This window comes from Kitasatospora sp. NPDC034023 (genome assembly GCF_055575795.1).
The window spans coordinates 156535-176032 of the sequence record NZ_JBVIRY010000010.1; the positions used below are offsets into that span (position 1 = coordinate 156535).

Consider the following 19498-nt stretch of genomic DNA (forward strand, 5'->3'; position numbering starts at 1 on the left):
TCGTGAGGATGAGCGGCCCGTGGCTGCCCGCGATCATCCCTTCAGGTGAGTGCGGACAACCGGGCGACGATCTCCGGGTCGCGTCCGCTTCCGGCGTGGACCTCCTCGCCGTCCGGCGTCACCCGCCGGATGACGTAGTGGTGCGGCGCCATCGCGGTGTCGCGGCCGGGCAGGGCGGCGGCGACGGCCCGGTGGGCGGCGGCGGGGCCGAGCGCGGGGTCGTCGGTGACGATCTCGGCCACCAACTCTCCTTCGGAAAACGACAGTTCGTGGGAACGGAGGGCAGTATCCGGAAGGGCGGTGTCCAGGAGGGCGGCGTCCAGCAGGGCGCGGACGGCCGCGAGGTCGATCCAGGAACCGTCGATCAGCCGCCACTCGCCGCTACGGCCGTCGGCCGGCGGGCCGAGCACGGCGGGCAGGTCGGCGAGCAGCACCGGGCCTTCGGCGGCGGCCGCGAGCACCGCGAGCAGCGCCCGGGCGAAGCCCTCCGCCTCCTCCGCGTCGAGCACCTGGGGGCAGGCGACGAGGACGAAGTCCAGGCTGCCGGTGACCCGCAGGACGGCGAGCATCAGCCGGACCGGCAGCGGCGGGCTTGGCAGCGCGGTCAGCTCGGGGTCGCCGGACGGGGGCGGCTGGGCGTCGGCAACGGCAGCCGGGACGGTGAGGCTCAGGTCGTTGACGACCACTTGGCGGGCGAACCGGGAGCCGCGCCGGTGGGCGACGTCCTCGACCAGCTGCCAGACCTGCCCGGCGTCCAGGATGCTGTTCCAATAGGCTTTCAGCGAAGCCGACTTGGCTCGGCCGATCAGCTGGTCGAGGTCGGCCGCGTCGGTGTCCAGCAGGATCAGCGCGTCCTGCGCGAGGGTGCCGACGTGGTCGATCAGCTCGGCCTGGTGGCGGTTGGCGGAGAGCGCCGACAGCACCAGTTCCCCCCGCCGGCCGGCGCGGTGGGCGACCAGCGCGGCGAAGGCGGCGAGCAGGACGACGGACGGGCCGGCGCCGACCCGGCGGCAGACGGCGGCGAGGTGGTCGGCCGCCGAGCACGAGCGCACCATCAGCGCGGTGTGGTCGCGGGGCGGGCCGGTGACCCGCGCGTCGGCGAAGACGGTCTGCGGGCCGCTGCCCAGGACCCGGGCCCAGTGCCGCAGGCCGGCGGCCGCCTTGCGACGACCGCGGGCGCTCTGCTCCGCGACCGCGAGTTGCAGCGGCGTCGGGGCGGTGACCGGGGGCAGCTCCTTCCCGGCGGCGAGGGCGTGCCAGTCCTGGATCAGTACGGCGGTGGCGGCGCCGTCGGCGCCCGCATGGCAGACCACGGCGACCAGACGGAGCAGCCGCTCGCCGCGGGCGACCAGGGTGAACCGGATCCGCGACGGCAGCGCGAGATCCAGCGGGACGGCGAGATCTCTCCGCCCCAACTCGGCTGCCAGGGCGTCCAGTCGACTGTCCTCACGACCGTCCGCCTCGACCACCGTCACAGCGAAGCGCCCGCTCGGGTGCACCACCTGGCGGTCCGGGAAGCCGTCCGGTCCGGGGCCGGCCGGGAAGGAGGTCCGCAGCGACTCGTGCCGCTCGACCAGCAGTCGCAGGGCCACCAGGCCGGCCGGGACCGAGGTGCCGGCGGGCACCGGCCAGACGGAGTGCTTGTTGATCTGCTCGGGGGCTTCGCTCCGGATGCAGCGGATCATGTTGTCCTGGCCGCGGGTGAGCGGACCGGAGCCGCTGCCGGCGGCGGCGGCGGCGAACCGGACGGTGACCAGCCTGGCGGCCGGTCGCGTGTCGTGCGGGGGCAGCTCGGGCGTTGTCGCATCGTGCGGAGCCGCCTCGTGCGGCGTCGTCTCGTGCGGCGTCGTCTCGTGCGGCGTCGTCTCGTGCGGCGTCGTCTCGTGCGCGGTCGCCTTGGATGGAGCCGCCTCGCGGGAAATCAGGTCGTGCGGAGTCACGTCGTACGCGCCTTTCGGCTCGCCGGGAGGGGCTCAGCGGGGGGTGTGATCGGGACGCTACCAGCGGGGCCGCCGACTGGTCCAGACCAAAGTAGGCCGGATTCGACGAGGCATCAATCAGGCCGCCACACAAGCATGTTGGCATGTAACGGCGGTTCGCCGAGCGCGGCCACGGCAGCCCGATGCCCCCGTTGACCGGACACGTCAACCCGGCCGCGGGCATCGCCGCCGAACTGACCGCGCGCGGCCACGAGGTCGCCTGGACCGGTACGGAGTCGGTGCTGCGGCCGCTGCTCGGCGGCGACGCCCGCGTGCTCGGCACCGGCACCCGGGCGTTCCGGGCACAGGGCGGGCACGGGCTGGCCGCGCTGCGCTCGCTCTGGGAGGGCTTCATCGTCCCGTACGCGCGGTTCACCGCGAAGCCGCTGGACGCGATCGTGCGGGAGTACCGGCCGGACGTGCTGCTGGTCGACCAGCACACCCCGGCGGGCGCGCTGGTCGCGCACCGGCACGGCCTGCCGTGGGCGAGCTTCGCGCCCGGGGCGATGGAGCTGGGCCGGCCGTACCGCGCGTTGCCGCAGGTCGAGGCGTGGATGACGGGGCTGCTGCGCGGGTTGTGGGAGCGCGCCCGGCTGCCCGAGGCGGAGTACGTCGACCCGCGCTTCTCCCCCGCCCTGATGCCGGCCACCACTGGTCCGGCGCTGACCGGCTGCACTGCGCCGCCGCACTGCGCGACGGTCGGTCCGGTGCTCGCGGCGCGGCCGCACGCTCCGGGGTTCCCGTGGGAGCGGCTGCTGCCGGGCCGGCGGCGGGTACTCGTGACCATGGGGACGCTGGCCGGCGAGCTGGGCACGGACTTCCTCGCCCGGGCCGTGCGGGCGCTGGAGCTGTGCGGCGAGGACGTGCAGCCGGTGTTCGCGGCGCCGCGCGAGCTGCTGCCCGAACTCCCGGTGCGAGCGGTCGCGGTGGACCGCGCGCCGGTGCTGGAGCTGATGGCGCGCGGCGAGCTGGACGCGGTGCTGTGCCACGGCGGGATGAACACCGTCGGCGAGGCGCTCGCGCACGGCCCGCCGCCCCGCGGATCCGGGCGGCGAGCCTGGCCGGCAGCACCACCGTGCTCAGGTACCCCTCGCCGCGGAACCCCTCGACCGTCCAGCACACCCACGGCAGCGGATAGTTGGCGGCCGGGCTGAAGAACACCGGGCGGCGCCCCTGGAAGCTCACCCGGTAGGCGCCGAAGCGGCTCCAGTTGGAGAAGCTGAACCGGCGCGCCCGCGGATCGAAGCCCAGCGGTACGCACTCGCGCAGCCGCGAACGGCCGAGCGCGGCCAGGAAGCCCAGGTTGGACCGGAGGTTGAGGTGCGCGGTCGGGAACTCCTCTACCGCCGTCCGCAGCGCGCCCGCGAGCGCCGCCGGGCCGTCCTCGGGCCGGTGCGGTACGTGGACCTCGCTCAGCAGGTTGCCGACCAGGGCGGGTGAGAGGCCGAGCGGGCGGCGCACGTTGACCGGGACGGTCAGCATCCGCTCGGCGTCGTCGCCGTCCAACTCCCACAGGGTGCCGAGGAGATGGGCGCAGAGTACGTCGCCACAGGAGAGCCGGCGCCCGGTCGTCGCACCGAACTCCTCGCACATCCGCGCCACTTCGGCATCGGTGAAGGCGATCTGGACCGTCCGGTTGGCGCGCGGCCCGGCCGCCACCTCGCAGGCCAGCAGCTCCGCCTCCTCCGCCGAGGGCACCCGGAAGCCGGGGCGCCCGCAGTCCTCGGCGGGGAGCGTATCGTCCAGCAACTCGTCCTGGTCGCCGACGAGTTCGGCCTCCGGGAGCGGCTCTCCCTCGACCGCCGCCGACCAGATCCGCAGCAGCAGCATGAAGCTGTGCAGGTCGCCGATCGCGTGGTGCCAGGAGCAGCCGAGCACCGTCCCGCCGTCGGCGGTGCGGGTGATCCGGACGGTGACCAGCGGGGCGCCGCCGGCGCGTGCGGCCGGGGCGTCCACCCGGTCGACCAGTTCGGAGCCGGCCGCCGTCACCCGGCCCATCGCCTCGGCGAGCGTGCCGTCCACGGTGTAGACGTCGAGCGGTACGCCGGAGTCGTCGCAGACCGCCTCCAGGACGCCGTCGACGGTGCGCAGCCGTCCGGCGAAAACCGGTACCCGTTCCAGGGCGCGGGCCAGCCCGGCGGCGAGCCGGTCGTCGTCCAGCGGCCGCTCGAAGCAGAGCACGAGCGAGACGGCGAGGTCGGCGAGCATGGTGTCCATCAGGCCGCAGCGCAGCACCCGCCCAGTGGCGGTCCCGGCTCGGACCGTCCGGGACCGGCGCAACTGGGGCCAGAGGCTCATGGGTTCCGTTCCGAAGCACTCGATGACGCTCGGCGACGCCCGACGCTCGGCGGCGCGCGCGGGCACGCCGAACGACAGTGCCGCCTCGGCGCAGTGGTCCAGTCCAATCCCGCAATCCGGAAAGGCCCTTCGCGGCCTCCGGCGATAGAATTCGCAGCATGGGAGAGCGCCCCGGCGCAACCATCGCGCCACCCCTCGTCCTGGTCACCGACACCGACTCCCAGCTGATCGACCCGGCCCGGGCCTACCACGTCGGCCGCGACCCGACCAGCGAGATCGTGCTGGACGACCCCCGGGTCTCCTGGCACCACGCGATCCTGCGCGCCACCGACGGCCACTGGCTGCTGGAGGACGTCGGCAGCACCAACGGCACCTACGACCAGGGCCACCGGGTCAGCCGCGAGGACGTCGGCCCGGGCACCCGGCTGCGCTTCGGCGATCCGGCCGACGGCCCGTCCGCGACCTTCGCCGGCGTGCCCGCCCCCGGGCCGCACGAGCGCCCGTCCCTGGTCGCCCCGCAGAGCTCCGGCACCTTCCGCAGCCCGAGCGCCGTCCTCCAGCTGCCCGGGCACACGGTGCGGATCGGCCGCTCGGACGACAACGACCTGGTACTGGACGACCTGGTGGTCTCCCGGCACCACGCCGAGCTGCGCGAACTGCCCGACGGCGGCCACGAGATCGTCGACCTGGGCAGCCACAACGGCACCTACCTCAACGGCCGCCCGGTCCAGCGGGCCCCGGTCGGCCCGGCCGACATCGTCGGCATCGGCCACTCCGCGCTCTGTCTCTCCGACGGCCACCTGGTCGAGTACACCGACACCGGCGAGATCTCCCTGGACGTCCAGCAACTGGTGGTCCGGGTCGGCCGCGACCGGCGGGTGCTGCTGGACGGCGTCGGCTTCCCGCTCGCCCAGAAGGCCCTGCTCGCGGTGGCCGGCCCGAGCGGCGCGGGCAAGTCCACCCTGCTCAACGCGCTCACCGGGCTGCGCCCCGCCGACGAGGGCACGGTGCTGTACGACGGACGCGACCTGTACCGCGACTACGCCGAGCTGCGCAGCCGGATCGGCCTGGTGCCGCAGGACGACATCCTGCACACCCAGCTCACCGTCCGCCGCGCGCTGTCCTACGCGGCCGAGCTGCGCTTCCCCGGTGACACGGCCCCGCACGAGCGGGAGGCCCGGGTCCTGGAGGTGATCCACGAACTGGGCCTGGACAACCGGGCCGACCAGATGATCGCCAGCCTCTCCGGCGGCCAGCGCAAGCGGGTCAGCGTCGCCCTGGAGCTGCTCACCAAGCCGTCCCTGCTCTTCCTCGACGAGCCGACGTCCGGTCTGGACCCGGGCATGGAGCGCTCGGTGATGCACATGCTGCGCGGGCTGGCCGACGACGGCCGCACGGTGGTCGTGGTGACGCACAGTGTGCTCAGCCTGAACGTCTGCGACCGTCTGCTGGTGCTGGCCCCGGGCGGTCGGACGGCGTACTACGGGCCGCCCGGCGAGGCGCTCGGCTACTTCGGCTACGAGGAGTGGCCGGAGGCCTTCGAGGCCTTCGAGAACGAGGACCACGCCGCCTGGCAGACCCGCTTCCGCGCCTCCCCGCAGTACCGGCGGTACGTGGCGGCCGAGGCCGTCCCGTCGGTGCCCCTGCCCGCACTGACACCCGCACCGGAGCGGGCACCGGCGATCGGCCGGGAGAAGCCACAGGGCTGGTTCTCCCAGCTGGGCACCCTGGTGCGCCGGTACGCCGCCGTGCTGGCCGCCGACCGGCTGTTCCTCACCATCATGGTGGTGCTGCCGTTCGTCATCGGCCTGATGTGCCGGGCGATGGCCGGCTCCCGCCTCACCCCCGTCAACGCCGTCAACTGCCTGCTCACCCTCTGCATCGGCGGCCTGCTGACCGGCTCCGCCAACTCGGTGCGCGAACTGGTCAAGGAACGCGCGATCTACCAGCGGGAACGGGTGGTCGGGCTGTCCAGATCGGCCTACCTGGTCTCCAAGGTGGTGATCCTCGGTATCGTCACGGTCGGTCAGGCCGCGGTGCTCACCGTGGTCGGCCTGGCCGGAGTGGACCTCTCCTCGGCGGTGCCGACCGGCATCGTGATGCCCCAGCTCCCCGAACTGATCATCGCCGTCGCGCTGCTCGCGTTCTCCGCGATGATGCTCGGCCTGGTGGTCTCCGCGCTCGTGGACAAGGAGGAGGCCACCATGCCGCTGCTGGTGCTCCTCTCCGTCGTCCAGATCGTCTTCAGCGGCCTGATGCTCAAGCTCTACGGCGTCCCCGGGCTGGAGCAGTTCGCCTGGCTGATCCCGTCCCGCTGGGGCATGTCCGCGATGGCCCGCACGGTGGAACTGCACACGCTCTTCCCGAACGAGATCACCAAGGACCCGATGTTCCGCCACGAACGGCCCGGATGGGAGCTGAGCATGATCATGCTGCCGCTGCTCTCGGCCGCATACGGGCTGGTGGTGCTGGGCCTGCTGCGGCGCCACGAGCCCGCGATCATGCGCAAGTAGCACCCGGATCGCGCACGGCGCACGGCGATCGCCTACGTAGCATCCGATCGCATGCGTAGCACCCCGAGCCCGCACGTCGCACACCCCGCTCAGGCAGGGAGCACCGTGATGGCGCGAGGGTCCCGGTGATCATGCGCCGGTCGCGACGCCGGGTCGGTCCGGGCCGTCGCCGGTAGAGTGGGAACAGCCCTGTGGTGCGAGTCGTGCCGCGCGCGGCGGGGGTCGCGCGGCGGAGGAAATGTAGCCGCCCATGGACGAGTTCGCGTTCCACCCCACCCACGTCGCCCCGCCGGGCGGGATGGCCTCCTGGACGGCCCCGGACCCGGCACGGCCCACCGCCCGGCTCGACCCGCTGCTCCCCGTGCAGCTGCTCGGCCACCAGGGCGACTGGGCCCAGGTCCTCTGCTCCAACGGCTGGACCACCTGGGTCGACGGCCGTCTGCTGGTCGCCCTCCCGCAGCCGCCGCCCGCCGCCGGGGGACCGCCCGCCCGGACCGCCGACCCGCGCCCGGCGCTCGCCGAGGCCGAGACCGCGCTGGCCCGCTACCGCGCCCTGCTCGAGGACCTCGCGGCGGGCACCCTCGACCTGGAGGCCTTCCGGGAGCACACGCGCGGCCTGCGGGTGGGTCTGGTGGTGGACGGCGAGGCGCTCTGGGTGTTCGATCCGGTGCACGACCGCTGGTGCTACTGCGACGGGCTGCAGCTCCAGACGTACGCGGCCACCGACCGGCCACCGCCGCACTCGACGCCGAAGCCCGCCTCGACACCGACGCCGACCCCGAAGCCGACGCCCACACCCGGGGCCTCGCCGTCGCCCGCGCACAGCCCGTACGCCCCGACCCAGGCCGGCGAGCCGTGACCTCGGCCGGACAGCCGTCCGCCCCCAGCCTGCCCGCCGGCCTGGTCGGGCGGAAGGTCGCGGGCTACCGGCTGGAGAGCGAGATCGGGCGCGGCGGCATGGCCGTGGTCTACCGGGCCAAGGACCTGCGGCTCGGCCGGACCGTCGCGGTCAAGCTGCTGGCCCCCGAACTGGCCCGCAACGAGGTGTTCCGGCAGCGCTTCATGCACGAGTCCGAGGCCGCCGCCGCGATCGACCACCCGCACATCATCCCGGTGTTCGAGGCGGGTGAGCAGGACGGCATCCTGTTCATCGCGATGCGCTACGTCGAGGGCGGCGACCTGCGGGCCCTGCTCAACCGCAGCGGCCCCTTCCCGGTCGAGCGGACCACCCGGCTGGCCCTGCAGATCGCCTCCGCGCTGGACGCCGCGCACGACCGCGACCTGGTGCACCGGGACGTCAAGCCGGGCAACGTGCTGGTCGCCGCCGGAACGGACAGCGAGCACCCCGAGCACCTGTACCTGGCGGACTTCGGGCTCACCAAGAAGTCCCTCTCGCTCAGCGGGCTGACCAGCGTCGGCCAGATCGTCGGCACGCTCGACTACGCGGCGCCCGAACAGATCTCCGGAAGGCCGCTGGACGGGCGCTGCGACCAGTACAGCCTCGGCTGCGTGGTCTTCGAGATGCTCGCGGGCGCCCCGCCGTTCCGCCGGGAGAGCGACCTCGCGCTGCTCTGGGCCCACCTCAACGACCCGCCGCCCGCGCTGGACGAGCACCGGCCCGACCTGCCCGCCGCCCTGGCGGCGGTGGTCGCCCGGTCGCTCGCCAAGACGCCCGAGGAGCGGTACGCGAGCTGCCTGCAGTTCGTCGCCGAGCTGCGCGCGGCGACCACCGCCGCCGGCGCTCCCGCCCCGGGCCGGTGGGGCGGGGCGGGGCCGCCCACCCAGGTCGTCCCGGCGGTCTCCGCGGGCGGGCCCCACGCGGTGCCGGAGCCGCCCGTCTGGGCCGCGCCGGTCGTCCACCCGCCGTCCGCACCCCTGTCACCGTCCGCGCCGCTGTCACCGTCCGCGCCAGGAGGGAGCCGCCCGCCATGAACGCCGTGAGCCAGGTCTTCGCCATGATCGCCGCCGCGATCCACCTCGTCGTGTGGCCACTGGAGAGCTTCCTGTACGGACACCCCCGGGTGCGCTACCTGCTCACCGGCAACACGGCGGACGCCCCGGAGGTCCGGCTCTGGCGCTTCAACGTGGGCTTCTACAACCTGTTCCTGGCACTCGGCCTGGTCACGGGCCTGGTCCTGCTGCACACCGGGCACAGCAGCTCGGGCCGGCCGGTGATCCTCTACATCGCCGCGTTCATGGTCGCGGGCGGCATCACCCTCGCCGTCTCGGAGCCCAGGCTGTGGCGCGGCGCGCTCGGCCAGGCGGTCCCGGCGGCGGTGATTCTTCTCGCCGAAGCCTTTTGACCGACAGTCATCTGTTCGACCGCCCCCGACGGGAATACAATCCGCCTACCCCGCGACGGTCGCGGCGGCGTCCAGGGGGTGGCAGGGTGGCGCGGTCCTCGATCGGTGACCGGTACGTCGTGAGCATCGGCTGCAGAGCGGGCGTGGAACACGGGCTCACCACGACGACGGTCAAGTGGAGCATCTCCCACCTGCCGCCCGGCGGCTCGCCCCGGCCGGCGAGCGGCGACCAGGAGATCGCCCTCATCTGCCCGCGCTGCACCCTGGCGTTCGCGGTCCGGGTGGAGAGCGCCACCCGGGCGCGGGCCAAGCAGCTGCTGCACCGGAGCCTGGGCTGGCTGCTGCTGCTCTCGCTCCTGGTCACCGTCCCGATGCTGATCCACCTGGGCGGCCAGACCGTCGAGGAGGGCGACCAGCAAAGCACCGACAACATCGGCATGCTCGTCGCCCTGGCCGCCGTGGGCGTGATCGTCGGCCCGTCGCTGCTGGTCAGCGCGAAGATGCACAGCGGCGTCAAGAAGCTCCGGCTCGTCCGGGACGACGGCACCAAGACCGCCCTGGTCCAGGGCCACCGGCTGTTCTGAGCTTCCGAGCCCCCCGGCCGCGCCGCCCGTCACCCCGCACCGCCTGTCACCCCTCTTCGTCCGCGTCTGCCGACACCTCGCCCCGGTGCCGCACCCGGGTGGCGAGCAGTGCGCCGAGCGTGCCGGTGAGCAGGCCCCAGCCCGCCGCGAGCGGAACGGCCATCCAGAGCACCGGACGCAGCGTGAGGCTGCCCCCGGCGAGGCCGGCCAACGGGTTCGAGCCGCCGAGGACGGAGCCGAGCAGGTCACCGAGGCCGCCCTGACCGAGACCGACACCGAGGACGGACAGCCCGTAGGCGGCGTCCATCCGGGTCCACAGGCCCACCAGCAGCACGGTGACGGCGGTGGCCAGCGCGAACCGTACGGCGTGCTGCCAGAGCCGGACGGTACGGGGCGAGCGGCGGGCCGCCAGGAAGGCGGCCGCGAGCAGCAGGACGGCGGCCAGCGGCAGCAGCAGCCAGGCGCGCGCGTCCTGGTCGGCCAGGGTGCCGAGGTCGACCGTCGCCGACTGCCCGTGCGGCGCGCGCAGCACGTCGGCGAGCGGCTTGGGCACGGGCAGGCCGAGCCCGCCGACCAACCGGCCCTGCCACTCGGCGCCGAGGCCGACACCGAAGGCCAGCCAGACCAGGTCGGGCAGCGCGAGCAGCACCACGGCCAGGGTCTGCCGGGCGTTGCCGTGCACGATCGCGGTCAGCACCCCGGCCACCGCGCCGAGCGCCAGGTACGCCAGCAGCACCAGCCAGAGCGCGAACGCGGCAGGTCGGACCGCGAGTTGGTAGCGCACCAGGGCGGGCGGCAGCGGCGCCCGCCGGGACACCGCGAAAGTCGCCGCGAGCACCAGCAGCAGCCAGGCCAGGCCGATGCCGACGGTGCTCGGGCCGTCCGCGTGGAAGCCCACCTCCGGGGTCAGCCCGAGTGCGCCACCGATCGACTGCACGAGGTCGCCGCCGAGCGGGACGACGAAGCTGTGCCGGGCGCCGAGGGTCAGCAGGACGAGCGCGAGCAGCCAGACCACGACCGTCCGGGCGATCCGGCCGAGCAGTTCGCCCCCGCCGGCCACCGCGCGGAAGCGCAGCTGACGCAGGAACACCTCGGCCATCGCGACCGCGCCGACCAGCGAGACGGTCAGCGGCATCGCGCTGATCCCGGCGTCCAGGGCGGCGAAGTTGCCCGCACCGCCGTCGAGTTGGACGGATCCGCCGACGGCGAGCGCCAGCGTCGCGGCGAGCACCGAGGGGAAGCCGCCGTCCGGGAGGTCGTCGGCACCGGCCAGCCAGAGGCCCAACGCGGCCACCGCCGCCATCGCGGCCACTCCGGCCAGCACGACGGCGAGCGCGTCCAGCCAGCCGCGGACGGCGCCGGGCGGGCCCACGGCCCGGGTCGTGGGCTGCTGCATGCCGCCTCCTGGTCGCTCGATGGGGCCCGCCCGCTCTCCGGGCCCGGCCGGTTTCCAGGGTGGCCGACGGGCGCTGCGCACGCTCGGCGACGGCCGGGGCACCTGCTGTTGCGGCGGACGGGGCACCGGGGGAGAAAGGAACCAATGGCAGGAGCTTCCTGTGCCGGCCGTGATCGCCGGCCGCCTGCGAAACGGAGCCTCGATGACCCCCCAACCGCCTCCGTCCGGCCCGCCGAGCGAGCCGCCGTACGGCCCTCCCTCCGGTCCCCCGTCCGGCCCGTTGGCCGGTCGGCCGTCCGGTGGGGGAACGGCCGGACCGCCGTCCGTCCCCCCACCGCCCTCGGGCCCGCCCGGGGCCTCCGGGCCGCCCTCCGACGGTCGCGGCGGATCCAGTGGATCCAGCGGCAGGCCGCGCACGCCGTGGTGGCGCTCCGGCAAGGGGCTGGCCCTGGCGGCGGGCACCCTGGTGGTGGCCGTCGTGGCCACCGTGCTGATCGTCAACAACCAGGGCAGTCACACCGAGGCCGTCCCGGCCGCGAACGAGGTCGCGCTGCAGGCGCCGGCCGACCCCGGGCCGGACCCGTTCACCCCATCGGTGGAAACCCAGGGCATGACCGCCTCCGCTCCCGCCACCTCGGCGGCGGCGCAGCAGCCGGGCGGCGCGACCTCCCACCCCGGCGGCGCAACGTCCAAGAGCAGCTCACCGGCCGCCCTCCACAGCGTCGAGGGCAGCTCCACCGGGCTGTACGCCGGGACGATGGGCAAGTCCAGCTGCGACACCGAGCGCCTGATCGGCATGGTGTCGGCCGGGGACACCGGCCGCGCCTGGGCCTCCGCCGTGGGCATCGCGCAGGCCGACATCCCCGGCTACCTGCGCTCGCTGACCCCGACGTACCTGCGGGTGGACGCCCGGGTGACCAACCACAACTACAAGAGCGGCGCCGTGGTCGAGTACCAGTCCGCGCTGCAGGCGGGCACCGCCGTCCTGGTGGACTCCCAGGGCGTGCCCCGGGTGCGCTGCGCCTGCGGCAACCCGCTGAAGCCGCCGAAACTGGTGAGCAACGCCAAGTACACCGGGAAGGCCTGGGCCGGCTTCCAGCCGACCACGCTGATCGTGGTGGTGCCGGCGCCGCAGCCGGTGACCGAGATCATCCTGGTGAACGTCGAGACCGGCGGTTGGTTCTCCCGGCTGACCGGGCGGATCGAGATCGTGGACAAGCCCGTCGAGCCGCCGAAGGGCCCACTGGTGCCGGGCGTCCCGCCGCCGGGGCCGTGGACGCCGTCCACGCCGTCGGGCACGGCGACCACGTCGACCAAGGGGGCCACGACGTCCGGTCCGACGACCTCGGGCTCGACCACCTCCGGTTCGACGACGTCAGGCTCCACGACGTCCGGTTCGACCACGTCGGGTTCCACGACCTCGGGCTCGACCACGTCGTCGGGCGGGCCGTCGTCCTCCTCGGCGACCTCCTCCACCTCCTCCGGCACTCCGTCCGAGACGAAGGCGACGTCGAGCACCTCGGCCTCGACCGCCACCGGCACGACGACGAGCGCCGGCAGCACCACGAGCACCAGTAAGCCGACCGTCACCAGCACCTCGGCCGCGAGCACCACCACCGTCCCGAAGACGCCGGCCGCGACCTGCGCGACCACGCCGCCGTCGACCCTGCCACCCTGCCCGACCACGCTGACCGCCACGCCGAGCTGACCCGGCGTCCGGCCTCGTCCCGCTGCCACCGCCCGCACCCCCGGCCGGTGGCAGCGGCACGCCCCAGGGGCGCAGCACCGTCGGCGCTCTGGCCGATGCCTTACGTACCCATGCCGATCCCCTCGTGTTCCCCGACGCCTTTCGTGTTCGTGTACGACGGATACTTGCACACGCCACTGACAATCACGCCACTGACAGTCACGCCACCGGCAGTCCACCGAGCGGACGGATATTCGCTGGTCAGCGGGGTACCGGTGGGGCAGAGTGCCCCCATGACCACCACTCAGGGACTGGACGCCGACGGGTTCATCGCACGGGAGGGCTCGCTCGCCCGCGTGCCGGCGGAGTTCGCGCCGGTAGTGGACGCCGCCCGTGAGCGGATCGCCGGTGCCTTCGGCCCCGCCCGGCTGCACAGTGCCTACCTCTACGGCAGCATCCCGCGCGGCACCGCGGTCCCCGGGGTCTCCGACCTGGACCTGCTCGTGGCCCTGCGCCACGAGCCCACGGCGGCGGACCGGGCGGAAGCGGACGCCCTCGAGGCCGCGCTCGACGCCGAGTTCGCGCAGGTCGACGGGGTCGGTGTGCTGCTCTTCAGCACCGGCACGCTGCTCAGCGAGCTCGAACTCCACGACCTGGGCTGGTTCGTGGCCTGCCTCTGCACCCCGCTGCTCGGCGAGGACCTCGCCGCACGGCTCCCCCGCTACCGCCCCACCTCCCTGCTCGCCCGGGAGACCAACGGCGACCTGGCCCTGGCCCTCCCGGGCTGGCGCGCACGCGCGGCCGCCGCCACCAGTGACGCCGACCTGCGCGCCCTCAGCCGCGCGGTCACCCGCCGCATCGTCCGCACCGGCTTCACCCTGGTCATGCCCCGCTGGGGCGGCTGGACCAGCGACCTCACCGCCTCCGCCAAGGCCTTCTCCGACCACTACCCCGAGCGTGCCGCCCAGATGCACCTGGCCGCCGCCACCGCCCGCACGCCCGCCACGGATCGGACCGTCCTCGCCCTGCTCATCGACGACCTGGGCCCGTGGCTCGCCGCGGAGTACGCCGCCGTCCACGGCGAGAAGGCCCCGCGCCCTGAGCAGCCGAGGTCCTCGACCGGCGCCCCTTCGGGACGCGCGCCTCAGTCCACGCAGGGGATCCCGCCCGCCTTCACCGCGGGTCCCTGCATGGGCAGGCCCGCCGCCGGGTCGGCGGACGGGTCGCCCGATGCGGCGGTGCCGGAGGGCGCGGCGGTGGGGGTCGGGGTGCGGGTGGCGGCGAGGGTGAGCAGGACGTGGCCCGGTGGAACGGCACCGGAGGGCGCGGCGGTGACGCCGTAGCGGCCGGCGAGCTGCTGGGCGTCGGCCTTGGCCCCGGTGCCGTAGGCCACGGTGGTCATCCGGGTCCTGGCGGGGGCGTCGCCGATCTTCCCCGCCTGGTAACCGAGTTCGGCCAGCGCCTTGGACTCGGTGGAGGCGGCACCGGCGCCGGCCGCCGCGTTGATGTCGACCACCGCCTTGGCCGACCCGCTCGGCGAGGCCGGGGCGGAGCCGGCGGAGGCCAGGGGTGAAGCGGCCGAATCGCCCGCCGTGTCGCCGGGGGCCGGGGCCGGAGCGGCCGGCGCCGTCTCGTGGTTGAACAGCTGTCGGACGATCTTCTTGATCAGGTCCGGGTTGACGGTGTTGACCTCCTGTCCGCCGACCGTCTTGAACCCCGAGATCGGCAGGGTGTTGAACTCGACGTTGCCGCCCGTCAGGTTGGGCGCCTGCTGGGCGAAGTCGAGGATGTTCCACTCGTTGTCGATGACGACGTCCTTCTTCACCACCCCGAACAGCTTCTGCATCTGCCCGAAGTCGTTCAGGATCCCCTGCTGTTTGAGCTTGTACTCGACGGAGGAGATGAACGCCTGCTGCCGGTGGGTGCGGTCGAGGTCGCCGTTGGTGAGGTGGTGGCGCTGGCGGACGAAGGAGAGCGCCTGGGCGGCGTCGAGGGAGCTGATCCCGGCCGGGAGCTTGAGGCCGGTGCCGCCGCCCTCGTGGGTGGCGGTCCGGGCGGTGATCGGATCGTCCACGGGGTGGTTGAGGCAGACCTGGATCGGCTCGACCGCCTTGGCGATGTCGTAGAAACCGATCAGGTTCACCTCCGCGAAGTGGTCGATCGGAACGTCCAGGAAGCTCTGCACGGTCTGGATGGTGGCCGAGCGGCCGGCCTCCCGGCTCTGCCGCTCCAGCTCCGCTTTGGAGAGCCCCTTGCCGCCCAGCTTCAGCTCGGCGGCGTCCTTGGCGATGCCGTACGCCTCCTTGATCTTGTGCATCTTGCCGTCGGCGCCGACGGTCTGCACGTAGTCGTCGCGCGGGACGGACAGCGCGGTGACCTTGCCGCCGTTGGCCGGGATGTGCAGCACGATCAGCGCGTTGGTGTTGTAGCCGCCGATCTCGCTGGAGCCGGCGTGCAGTTCGTCCTCGACGAACTGCTTGGGCAGGTCGTTGCCGTCCATGTCCTTGCGACTGTCCAGGCCGATCAGCAGCAGGTTGACGGACTTGTCGAGGTGCGGCGGGGCGTTCTTCTTGGCCTCGCTCAGCGCGGTGGACTTGATCATGCCGTCGTCCAGGCTTCGGTACTCGTACCAGGTGAAGCCGCTGGCCCCGAGCACGGCGACGGAGACGGTGCAGGCCAGCGTGCGCCCGGCGACGGTCAGCGGGGCGGCGCCGCGCCGCGGGGCGCGGCCGCGCGGACTGCCGGTACGGCCGGTACGACCAGCGGCGCCGCCGCCGTCGGTACGGCTCCGGCTCCGGCTCCGGTTGCGCTCAGCCACGGCGGCTCCCTCCGGTCGGGACGCCCGAACTGTCGGGTCGTCGGCCGTCGGCCACCGCCCGGCGGCGGTCGGCCACTGCCCGGCGGCGGTCGGCCACTGCCCGGCCGACGACCACCGCCAGCGCCACGCCCACCGCGGCGGCCATCACCGGGAACGCCCCGACCACCCAGCGCAGCGCGCCGGTGCCGAGGTTCTTGCCCTGGTACTTGTGGGGATGCGCCACGTACTCCACGCCCGACGCGGCGAGCAGCACCACGATCGGAGCCGCCGTCACCACCCACCACCGGCCCGGCCGGCTGCACAGCGCCGCCGCGATGCCCGGTCCGAGCACCGAGCCCACCGCGAACAGGAGTCCGACGCCGGGCCCGCCCAACTCGTCCGCCACACCGCCCAGCACGGGCAGTCCGACCGCCGAGAGCGCGGCCACCAGCCCGCCGCGCCACCGCGCCTGCTGCCGACGGCGCGCCACTCCCGCCCGCTGCGCCCGCGCCGACCGCTCCGCGCCGGCGCCCCCTGCGTCCGCCGCGCCCCCCTCACCGGCCGCGCCCCCGGCCGGGTGGGAGCGCTGGGCGGGGAAAGCACGGTCCTCGGTGCGCGGTCCCGCGTCCTGGTACGGCGTTCTCGCCCGCTGGCCGGCCATGCGCACTTCCCTCGATCGTTGCGGCTGCGGCGGCGCGGTCGCACCGGCGCGGATGCCGGGACGCCTTCGGTCCTGGCGGCGGCCCCGCCCTCTACATCTCTGTAGAAGTCGGGCTGGAGCATACAAACCCGTGTCACCGAAAGTCACCCGCTGCCGACCGACAGCAGGCGAACCGTTCGGTGGGCCGTCGTTAGGATGGCCATGATCCCCGCCACGTCGGCACACCATCAGGAACGCATCGGAGGAGCAGAGCGTAACCATGTCTGAGAGTCTGAAGGACCTCGCGGACAAGGCCACCGACCTCGCCCGCGAGCACGGCGACGTGATCGGACAGGGCCTGGACAAGGTCGGCGACGCGATCGACGATCGCACGGACGGCAAGTACAGCGGGCAGATCGACACCGGCGTCGAGAAGGCGAAGGACCTCTTCCGCAACCTCGACGGCGACCGGAAGCCCGCCGAGTAACCTGCCGCCGGACACGATCGACCGTACGGCGGTCGAACGAGCGCACGGACGAACGGGGAGGGCCGGCAGCGGTGAGCGAGGAACAGAAGGGGCCGGGCTGGGGACGCCGGCTGGTGATCGGCGTCGTGGTCGTGGCCGTACTGGGCCTCATCCGCGGCAACGGCCACGACGGCGCGACCTCCGCCGACCCCGCCCCGTCCGGCGCCGCGTCGGCCCACTCGTCCGGGGCCCCGTCGTCCGGCGCCACACCGTCGGCCGGCCCCTCGGCCGCGCCGTCGAAGCCCTCCGCCGGGTACGACCCCGCCGACTACGCGGCGCCGGTCCGCCAGTACGCCGCCGAGGCCGGGGTCAACCCGCAGCTGCTGATGGCGATCCTCTACAACGAGTCGTACAAGCCGCACGACCCCGAGCTGGAACGGGCCTGGCAGCGCAGCAAACCGGACGCCTCCTTCGGCATCGCCAACATGCACCGCGCCGCGTTCGACGACACCAAGCCGGGCCGCCCGTTCGCCTCCCGCCAGTGGGAGGAGCTCCCGGACGACCGCAACCTCGCCGTCCAGGCGGCCGCGTGGCACCTGCACGACCTCGCCGCGCAGCTCCCGGCCCACCCGAGCGTGTCGCTGAGCCGCGACGAACTCGTCGCCCTCGGCTACAACGCGGGCGCGGGCAACATGCTGGCCTTCGCCCGGGGCGTCAAGATCGGTTCCCAGGCGCAGTCCTACCTGGACCGGCTGCGCGACAACTGGACGAAGTCCGGCGAGGCCGTGAAGTGAGACCGTGACATGAGGCCGTGCCGCGAGGCCGAGACGTGGCCGTGAGGAAGGGCCTGCCCGCGAACCGCCGCCGCCGGGCGCCGGCCGGAGGACTGACGGGCCGCCGGAGGACTGACGGGCGGCCGGAGGGACTGACCAGCAGTCGGAGGCAGGCCCCGAACTCCCGAAGGATCAGACGCCCAGGCGGGCAGCCCACTTGGCGCGCCAGGCGAGCGCGTCGGTGACCCCCTCCGCGATGCCGCGCCGGGGCTGCCAGTCCAGCAGCTCGCGGGCGGTGTCGACGGCGGCGTAGCAGCCGATCACGTCGCCGGGGCGCGGGTCCGCCTCCCGGACGTCGAGCCGGGCGCCGACGGCCTGTTCGAAGGCGGCGATCAACTCGCGGACGGTGGTGCCGTCGCCCGTCCCGACGTTGATCACGCGGTAGCGGTCCGCCGCGCCCGGGGCGATCACCTCGTCGAAGCGGAGCAGCGCCGCGACGTGTGCCTCGGCGAGGTCCTGGACGTGGACGTAGTCGCGGATGCCGGAGCCGTCGCGGGTCTCCCACTCGACGCCGGTCACGGTGAACGGCGCGCCGGTGGTGTGCGCCTCGATCAGCTTGCCGAGGGCATGGGTCGGGTTGAGGTCCTGCAGTCCGGTGCGCAGCTGCGGGTCGGCGCCGATCGGGTTGAAGTAGCGCAGGGTGATGACGCGCTGCCGCTCGGCCCCCTCGCCCCGGGTCCAGTCCTGGAGTACCTGCTCCATCATCTGCTTGGTGCGCGCGTACGGGCTGTTGGCGTCGACCGGGCTGCGCTCGTCGACCCGGGCGTCGGGGGTGGGCGCGTAGATGGAGGCGGAGCTGCTGAAGACGATGCGGGTGCAGCCGTGTCGCTGGAGGGAGTCCAGGAGTTCGACCGTCTTGGCGACGTTCTCCCGGTAGTAGTACAGCGGTTTGGCCACCGACTCCGGTACGACGATCTTCGCGGCGCAGTGCACGGTGGCGTCGATGTCAGGGTGGTCGGCGAAGATCCGGTCGAGCACGGCGGCGTCGGCGATGTCGCCCTGGTAGAAGATCCGGTCCTCGACGAACTCGGCCCGGCCCTTCGACAGGTCGTCCAGCACGACCGGGGTGATCCCCCGGTCGAGCAGGGCGGACGCCACCGTGCTGCCGATGAACCCCGCTCCGCCGGTGATCAGGACCTTCTTCATCCGCGAATGCTCCCTTGCGATCGGCCGGGCACCCGGCGGCACCCGATGATCGGAGAGGACGCCGGTTCGTGCCCTGCCGGTTCCCGGGTCGGCAGTACCGGCAGCTCAGGGGCGGTGAGGCGGGCTCGGCGGCTCGGGTACTGCGGCTCATGGGTGGTGGCCCCCGGACCCGGCCGCTCAGGCCCGGCGACGACGGAGCCAGAGGCCGGCGACGGTCAGCAGGACGGCTGCGGCGGCGGTGCCGATGGCGGCCCAGGTGGTGCTGTCGGTGGTGGTCTCGCCGGCGGGTGCGGCCGTGGTCGCGCGGACGGGCCCGGCGGTGGCCGCCTGCGCGGGGGCGGGCGCGGGTGCGGACGCCGCCCCTGCGGTGGCCTCGGCCGACGGCGGTGAGGCCGCCGTGCCCGCGGGCACCGGGTCGTTGATGACGGCGGCCTCGACGTCGAGCTCGCGCTGGGCGTGGCCCAGCGAGGGGAAGGCGCAGTCGACGGTCACCTGCCAGTGCCCGGCGGGGAGGATCTCCCGGGTGGTGTACGTCCCCGGGTGGCCGGGGACGGTGATCAGGCGCCAGGGGCCGACCGCGCGGCCGTCCGCGGCGGTGGCGGAGAGCGTGCCGGCGAACTCCTCGGTGACCGGATCGTGGTCGTTCTCCCAGGTGGCGACGGTGCTGACGTGGCCGTTCTGCTGGCCGGTGACGTCGAGGTGGACGCTGTCGCCGTGGGCGGCCGCGGGCGCGGCGGCGGGCAGGACGGCCGCCGCGACGAGGGCGGCGACGGCGAGGATCGGGCGGGCAGCGAGGATCGGGCGGGTTCGCATGACGGGCATTCCTCGTGGCGGTGTGGGGGACGGGCGCGGGAAG

Annotated in this window: 15 protein-coding genes and 2 pseudogenes; 10 read left to right on the top strand and 7 right to left on the bottom strand. The window is 74.0% G+C overall.

Annotated elements, in window-relative coordinates; genetic code table 11:
* Positions 1-41 precede the first annotated feature (41 nt).
* Positions 42-1940 carry a condensation domain-containing protein gene (locus ACZ52R_RS16615; RefSeq protein WP_465753649.1) on the bottom strand — a complete coding sequence of 633 codons (1899 nt, stop codon included), beginning with the start codon at positions 1938-1940 and terminating at the stop codon, positions 42-44.
* Between the two features lie 182 nt (positions 1941-2122).
* Between ACZ52R_RS16615 and ACZ52R_RS16620 the strand changes: the two genes are divergently transcribed.
* Complete coding sequence (locus ACZ52R_RS16620) at positions 2123-3133, top strand: glycosyltransferase (protein WP_465753650.1); 1011 nt, start codon at positions 2123-2125, stop codon at positions 3131-3133.
* 49 nt (positions 3134-3182) lie between these two features.
* Here ACZ52R_RS16620 and ACZ52R_RS16625 read toward each other — a convergent pair.
* Positions 3183-4277, bottom strand: a pseudogene (locus ACZ52R_RS16625) (acyltransferase); the annotation flags it as partial.
* A 158-nt stretch (positions 4278-4435) separates the two neighbouring features.
* Here ACZ52R_RS16625 and ACZ52R_RS16630 point away from each other — a divergent pair.
* The 5 genes from ACZ52R_RS16630 (at position 4436) to ACZ52R_RS16650 (ending at position 9677) form a co-directional block, all read left to right on the top strand.
* Entirely contained in the window at positions 4436-6790 is a 2355-nt protein-coding gene (locus tag ACZ52R_RS16630) for an FHA domain-containing protein (RefSeq protein ID WP_465753651.1), read from the top strand.
* A gap of 250 nt (positions 6791-7040) precedes the next feature.
* Entirely contained in the window at positions 7041-7649 is a 609-nt protein-coding gene (locus ACZ52R_RS16635; RefSeq protein WP_465618184.1) for a hypothetical protein, read from the top strand.
* The gene (locus ACZ52R_RS16640) at positions 7646-8722 is read left to right on the top strand and encodes a protein kinase domain-containing protein (protein WP_465664694.1); all 1077 of its coding nucleotides are present in this window, start codon (positions 7646-7648) and stop codon (positions 8720-8722) included. The genes ACZ52R_RS16635 and ACZ52R_RS16640 overlap by 4 nt, the downstream gene beginning before the upstream one ends.
* A complete protein-coding gene (locus tag ACZ52R_RS16645; protein ID WP_360504574.1) occupies positions 8719-9093 on the top strand; it encodes a DUF1304 domain-containing protein in 375 nt (124 codons plus the stop codon). The genes ACZ52R_RS16640 and ACZ52R_RS16645 overlap by 4 nt, the downstream gene beginning before the upstream one ends.
* 143 nt (positions 9094-9236) lie before the next feature.
* A complete protein-coding gene (locus ACZ52R_RS16650) occupies positions 9237-9677 on the top strand; it encodes a hypothetical protein (RefSeq protein ID WP_465618180.1) in 441 nt (146 codons plus the stop codon).
* Between the two features lie 46 nt (positions 9678-9723).
* Here the strand turns inward: ACZ52R_RS16650 and ACZ52R_RS16655 are convergent, their stop codons facing one another.
* Complete coding sequence (locus ACZ52R_RS16655) at positions 9724-11073, bottom strand: streptophobe family protein (protein ID WP_465753652.1); 1350 nt, start codon at positions 11071-11073, stop codon at positions 9724-9726.
* 478 nt (positions 11074-11551) lie between these two features.
* Between ACZ52R_RS16655 and ACZ52R_RS16660 the strand changes: the two genes are divergently transcribed.
* Both ACZ52R_RS16660 and ACZ52R_RS16665 read left to right on the top strand, forming a co-directional pair.
* The gene (locus ACZ52R_RS16660) at positions 11552-12781 is read left to right on the top strand and encodes a DUF6777 domain-containing protein (RefSeq protein WP_465618176.1); all 1230 of its coding nucleotides are present in this window, start codon (positions 11552-11554) and stop codon (positions 12779-12781) included.
* Positions 12782-13053: 272 nt separating this feature from the next.
* A pseudogene (locus tag ACZ52R_RS16665) lies at positions 13054-13860 on the top strand (nucleotidyltransferase domain-containing protein); the annotation flags it as partial.
* Positions 13861-13904: 44 nt separating this feature from the next.
* Here the strand turns inward: ACZ52R_RS16665 and ACZ52R_RS16670 are convergent.
* Together ACZ52R_RS16670 and ACZ52R_RS16675 are read right to left on the bottom strand one after the other, a co-directional pair.
* Positions 13905-15578, bottom strand: coding sequence for an LCP family protein (locus ACZ52R_RS16670; protein ID WP_465664692.1), 1674 nt, complete (start codon positions 15576-15578; stop codon positions 13905-13907).
* On the bottom strand, positions 15571-16218 hold the full coding sequence (locus ACZ52R_RS16675; RefSeq protein ID WP_465664691.1) for a DUF6542 domain-containing protein: 648 nt from the start codon (positions 16216-16218) through the stop codon (positions 15571-15573). Before ACZ52R_RS16675 ends, ACZ52R_RS16670 begins: the two co-directional genes overlap by 8 nt.
* A gap of 259 nt (positions 16219-16477) precedes the next feature.
* On the opposite strand from ACZ52R_RS16675, the gene ACZ52R_RS16680 reads away from it, so the two are divergent.
* Both ACZ52R_RS16680 and ACZ52R_RS16685 read left to right on the top strand, forming a co-directional pair.
* The gene (locus ACZ52R_RS16680; RefSeq protein ID WP_465618168.1) at positions 16478-16684 is read left to right on the top strand and encodes an antitoxin; all 207 of its coding nucleotides are present in this window, start codon (positions 16478-16480) and stop codon (positions 16682-16684) included.
* Positions 16685-16755: 71 nt separating this feature from the next.
* Complete coding sequence (locus ACZ52R_RS16685) at positions 16756-17457, top strand: transglycosylase SLT domain-containing protein (protein ID WP_465664690.1); 702 nt, start codon at positions 16756-16758, stop codon at positions 17455-17457.
* A 171-nt stretch (positions 17458-17628) separates the two neighbouring features.
* Here the strand turns inward: ACZ52R_RS16685 and galE are convergent, their stop codons facing one another.
* Together galE and ACZ52R_RS16695 are read right to left on the bottom strand one after the other, a co-directional pair.
* Entirely contained in the window at positions 17629-18642 is a 1014-nt protein-coding gene (galE, locus tag ACZ52R_RS16690; protein ID WP_465664689.1) for a UDP-glucose 4-epimerase GalE, read from the bottom strand.
* 177 nt (positions 18643-18819) lie between these two features.
* Complete coding sequence (locus ACZ52R_RS16695) at positions 18820-19455, bottom strand: hypothetical protein (protein WP_465664688.1); 636 nt, start codon at positions 19453-19455, stop codon at positions 18820-18822.
* Positions 19456-19498: the final 43 nt, after the last annotated feature.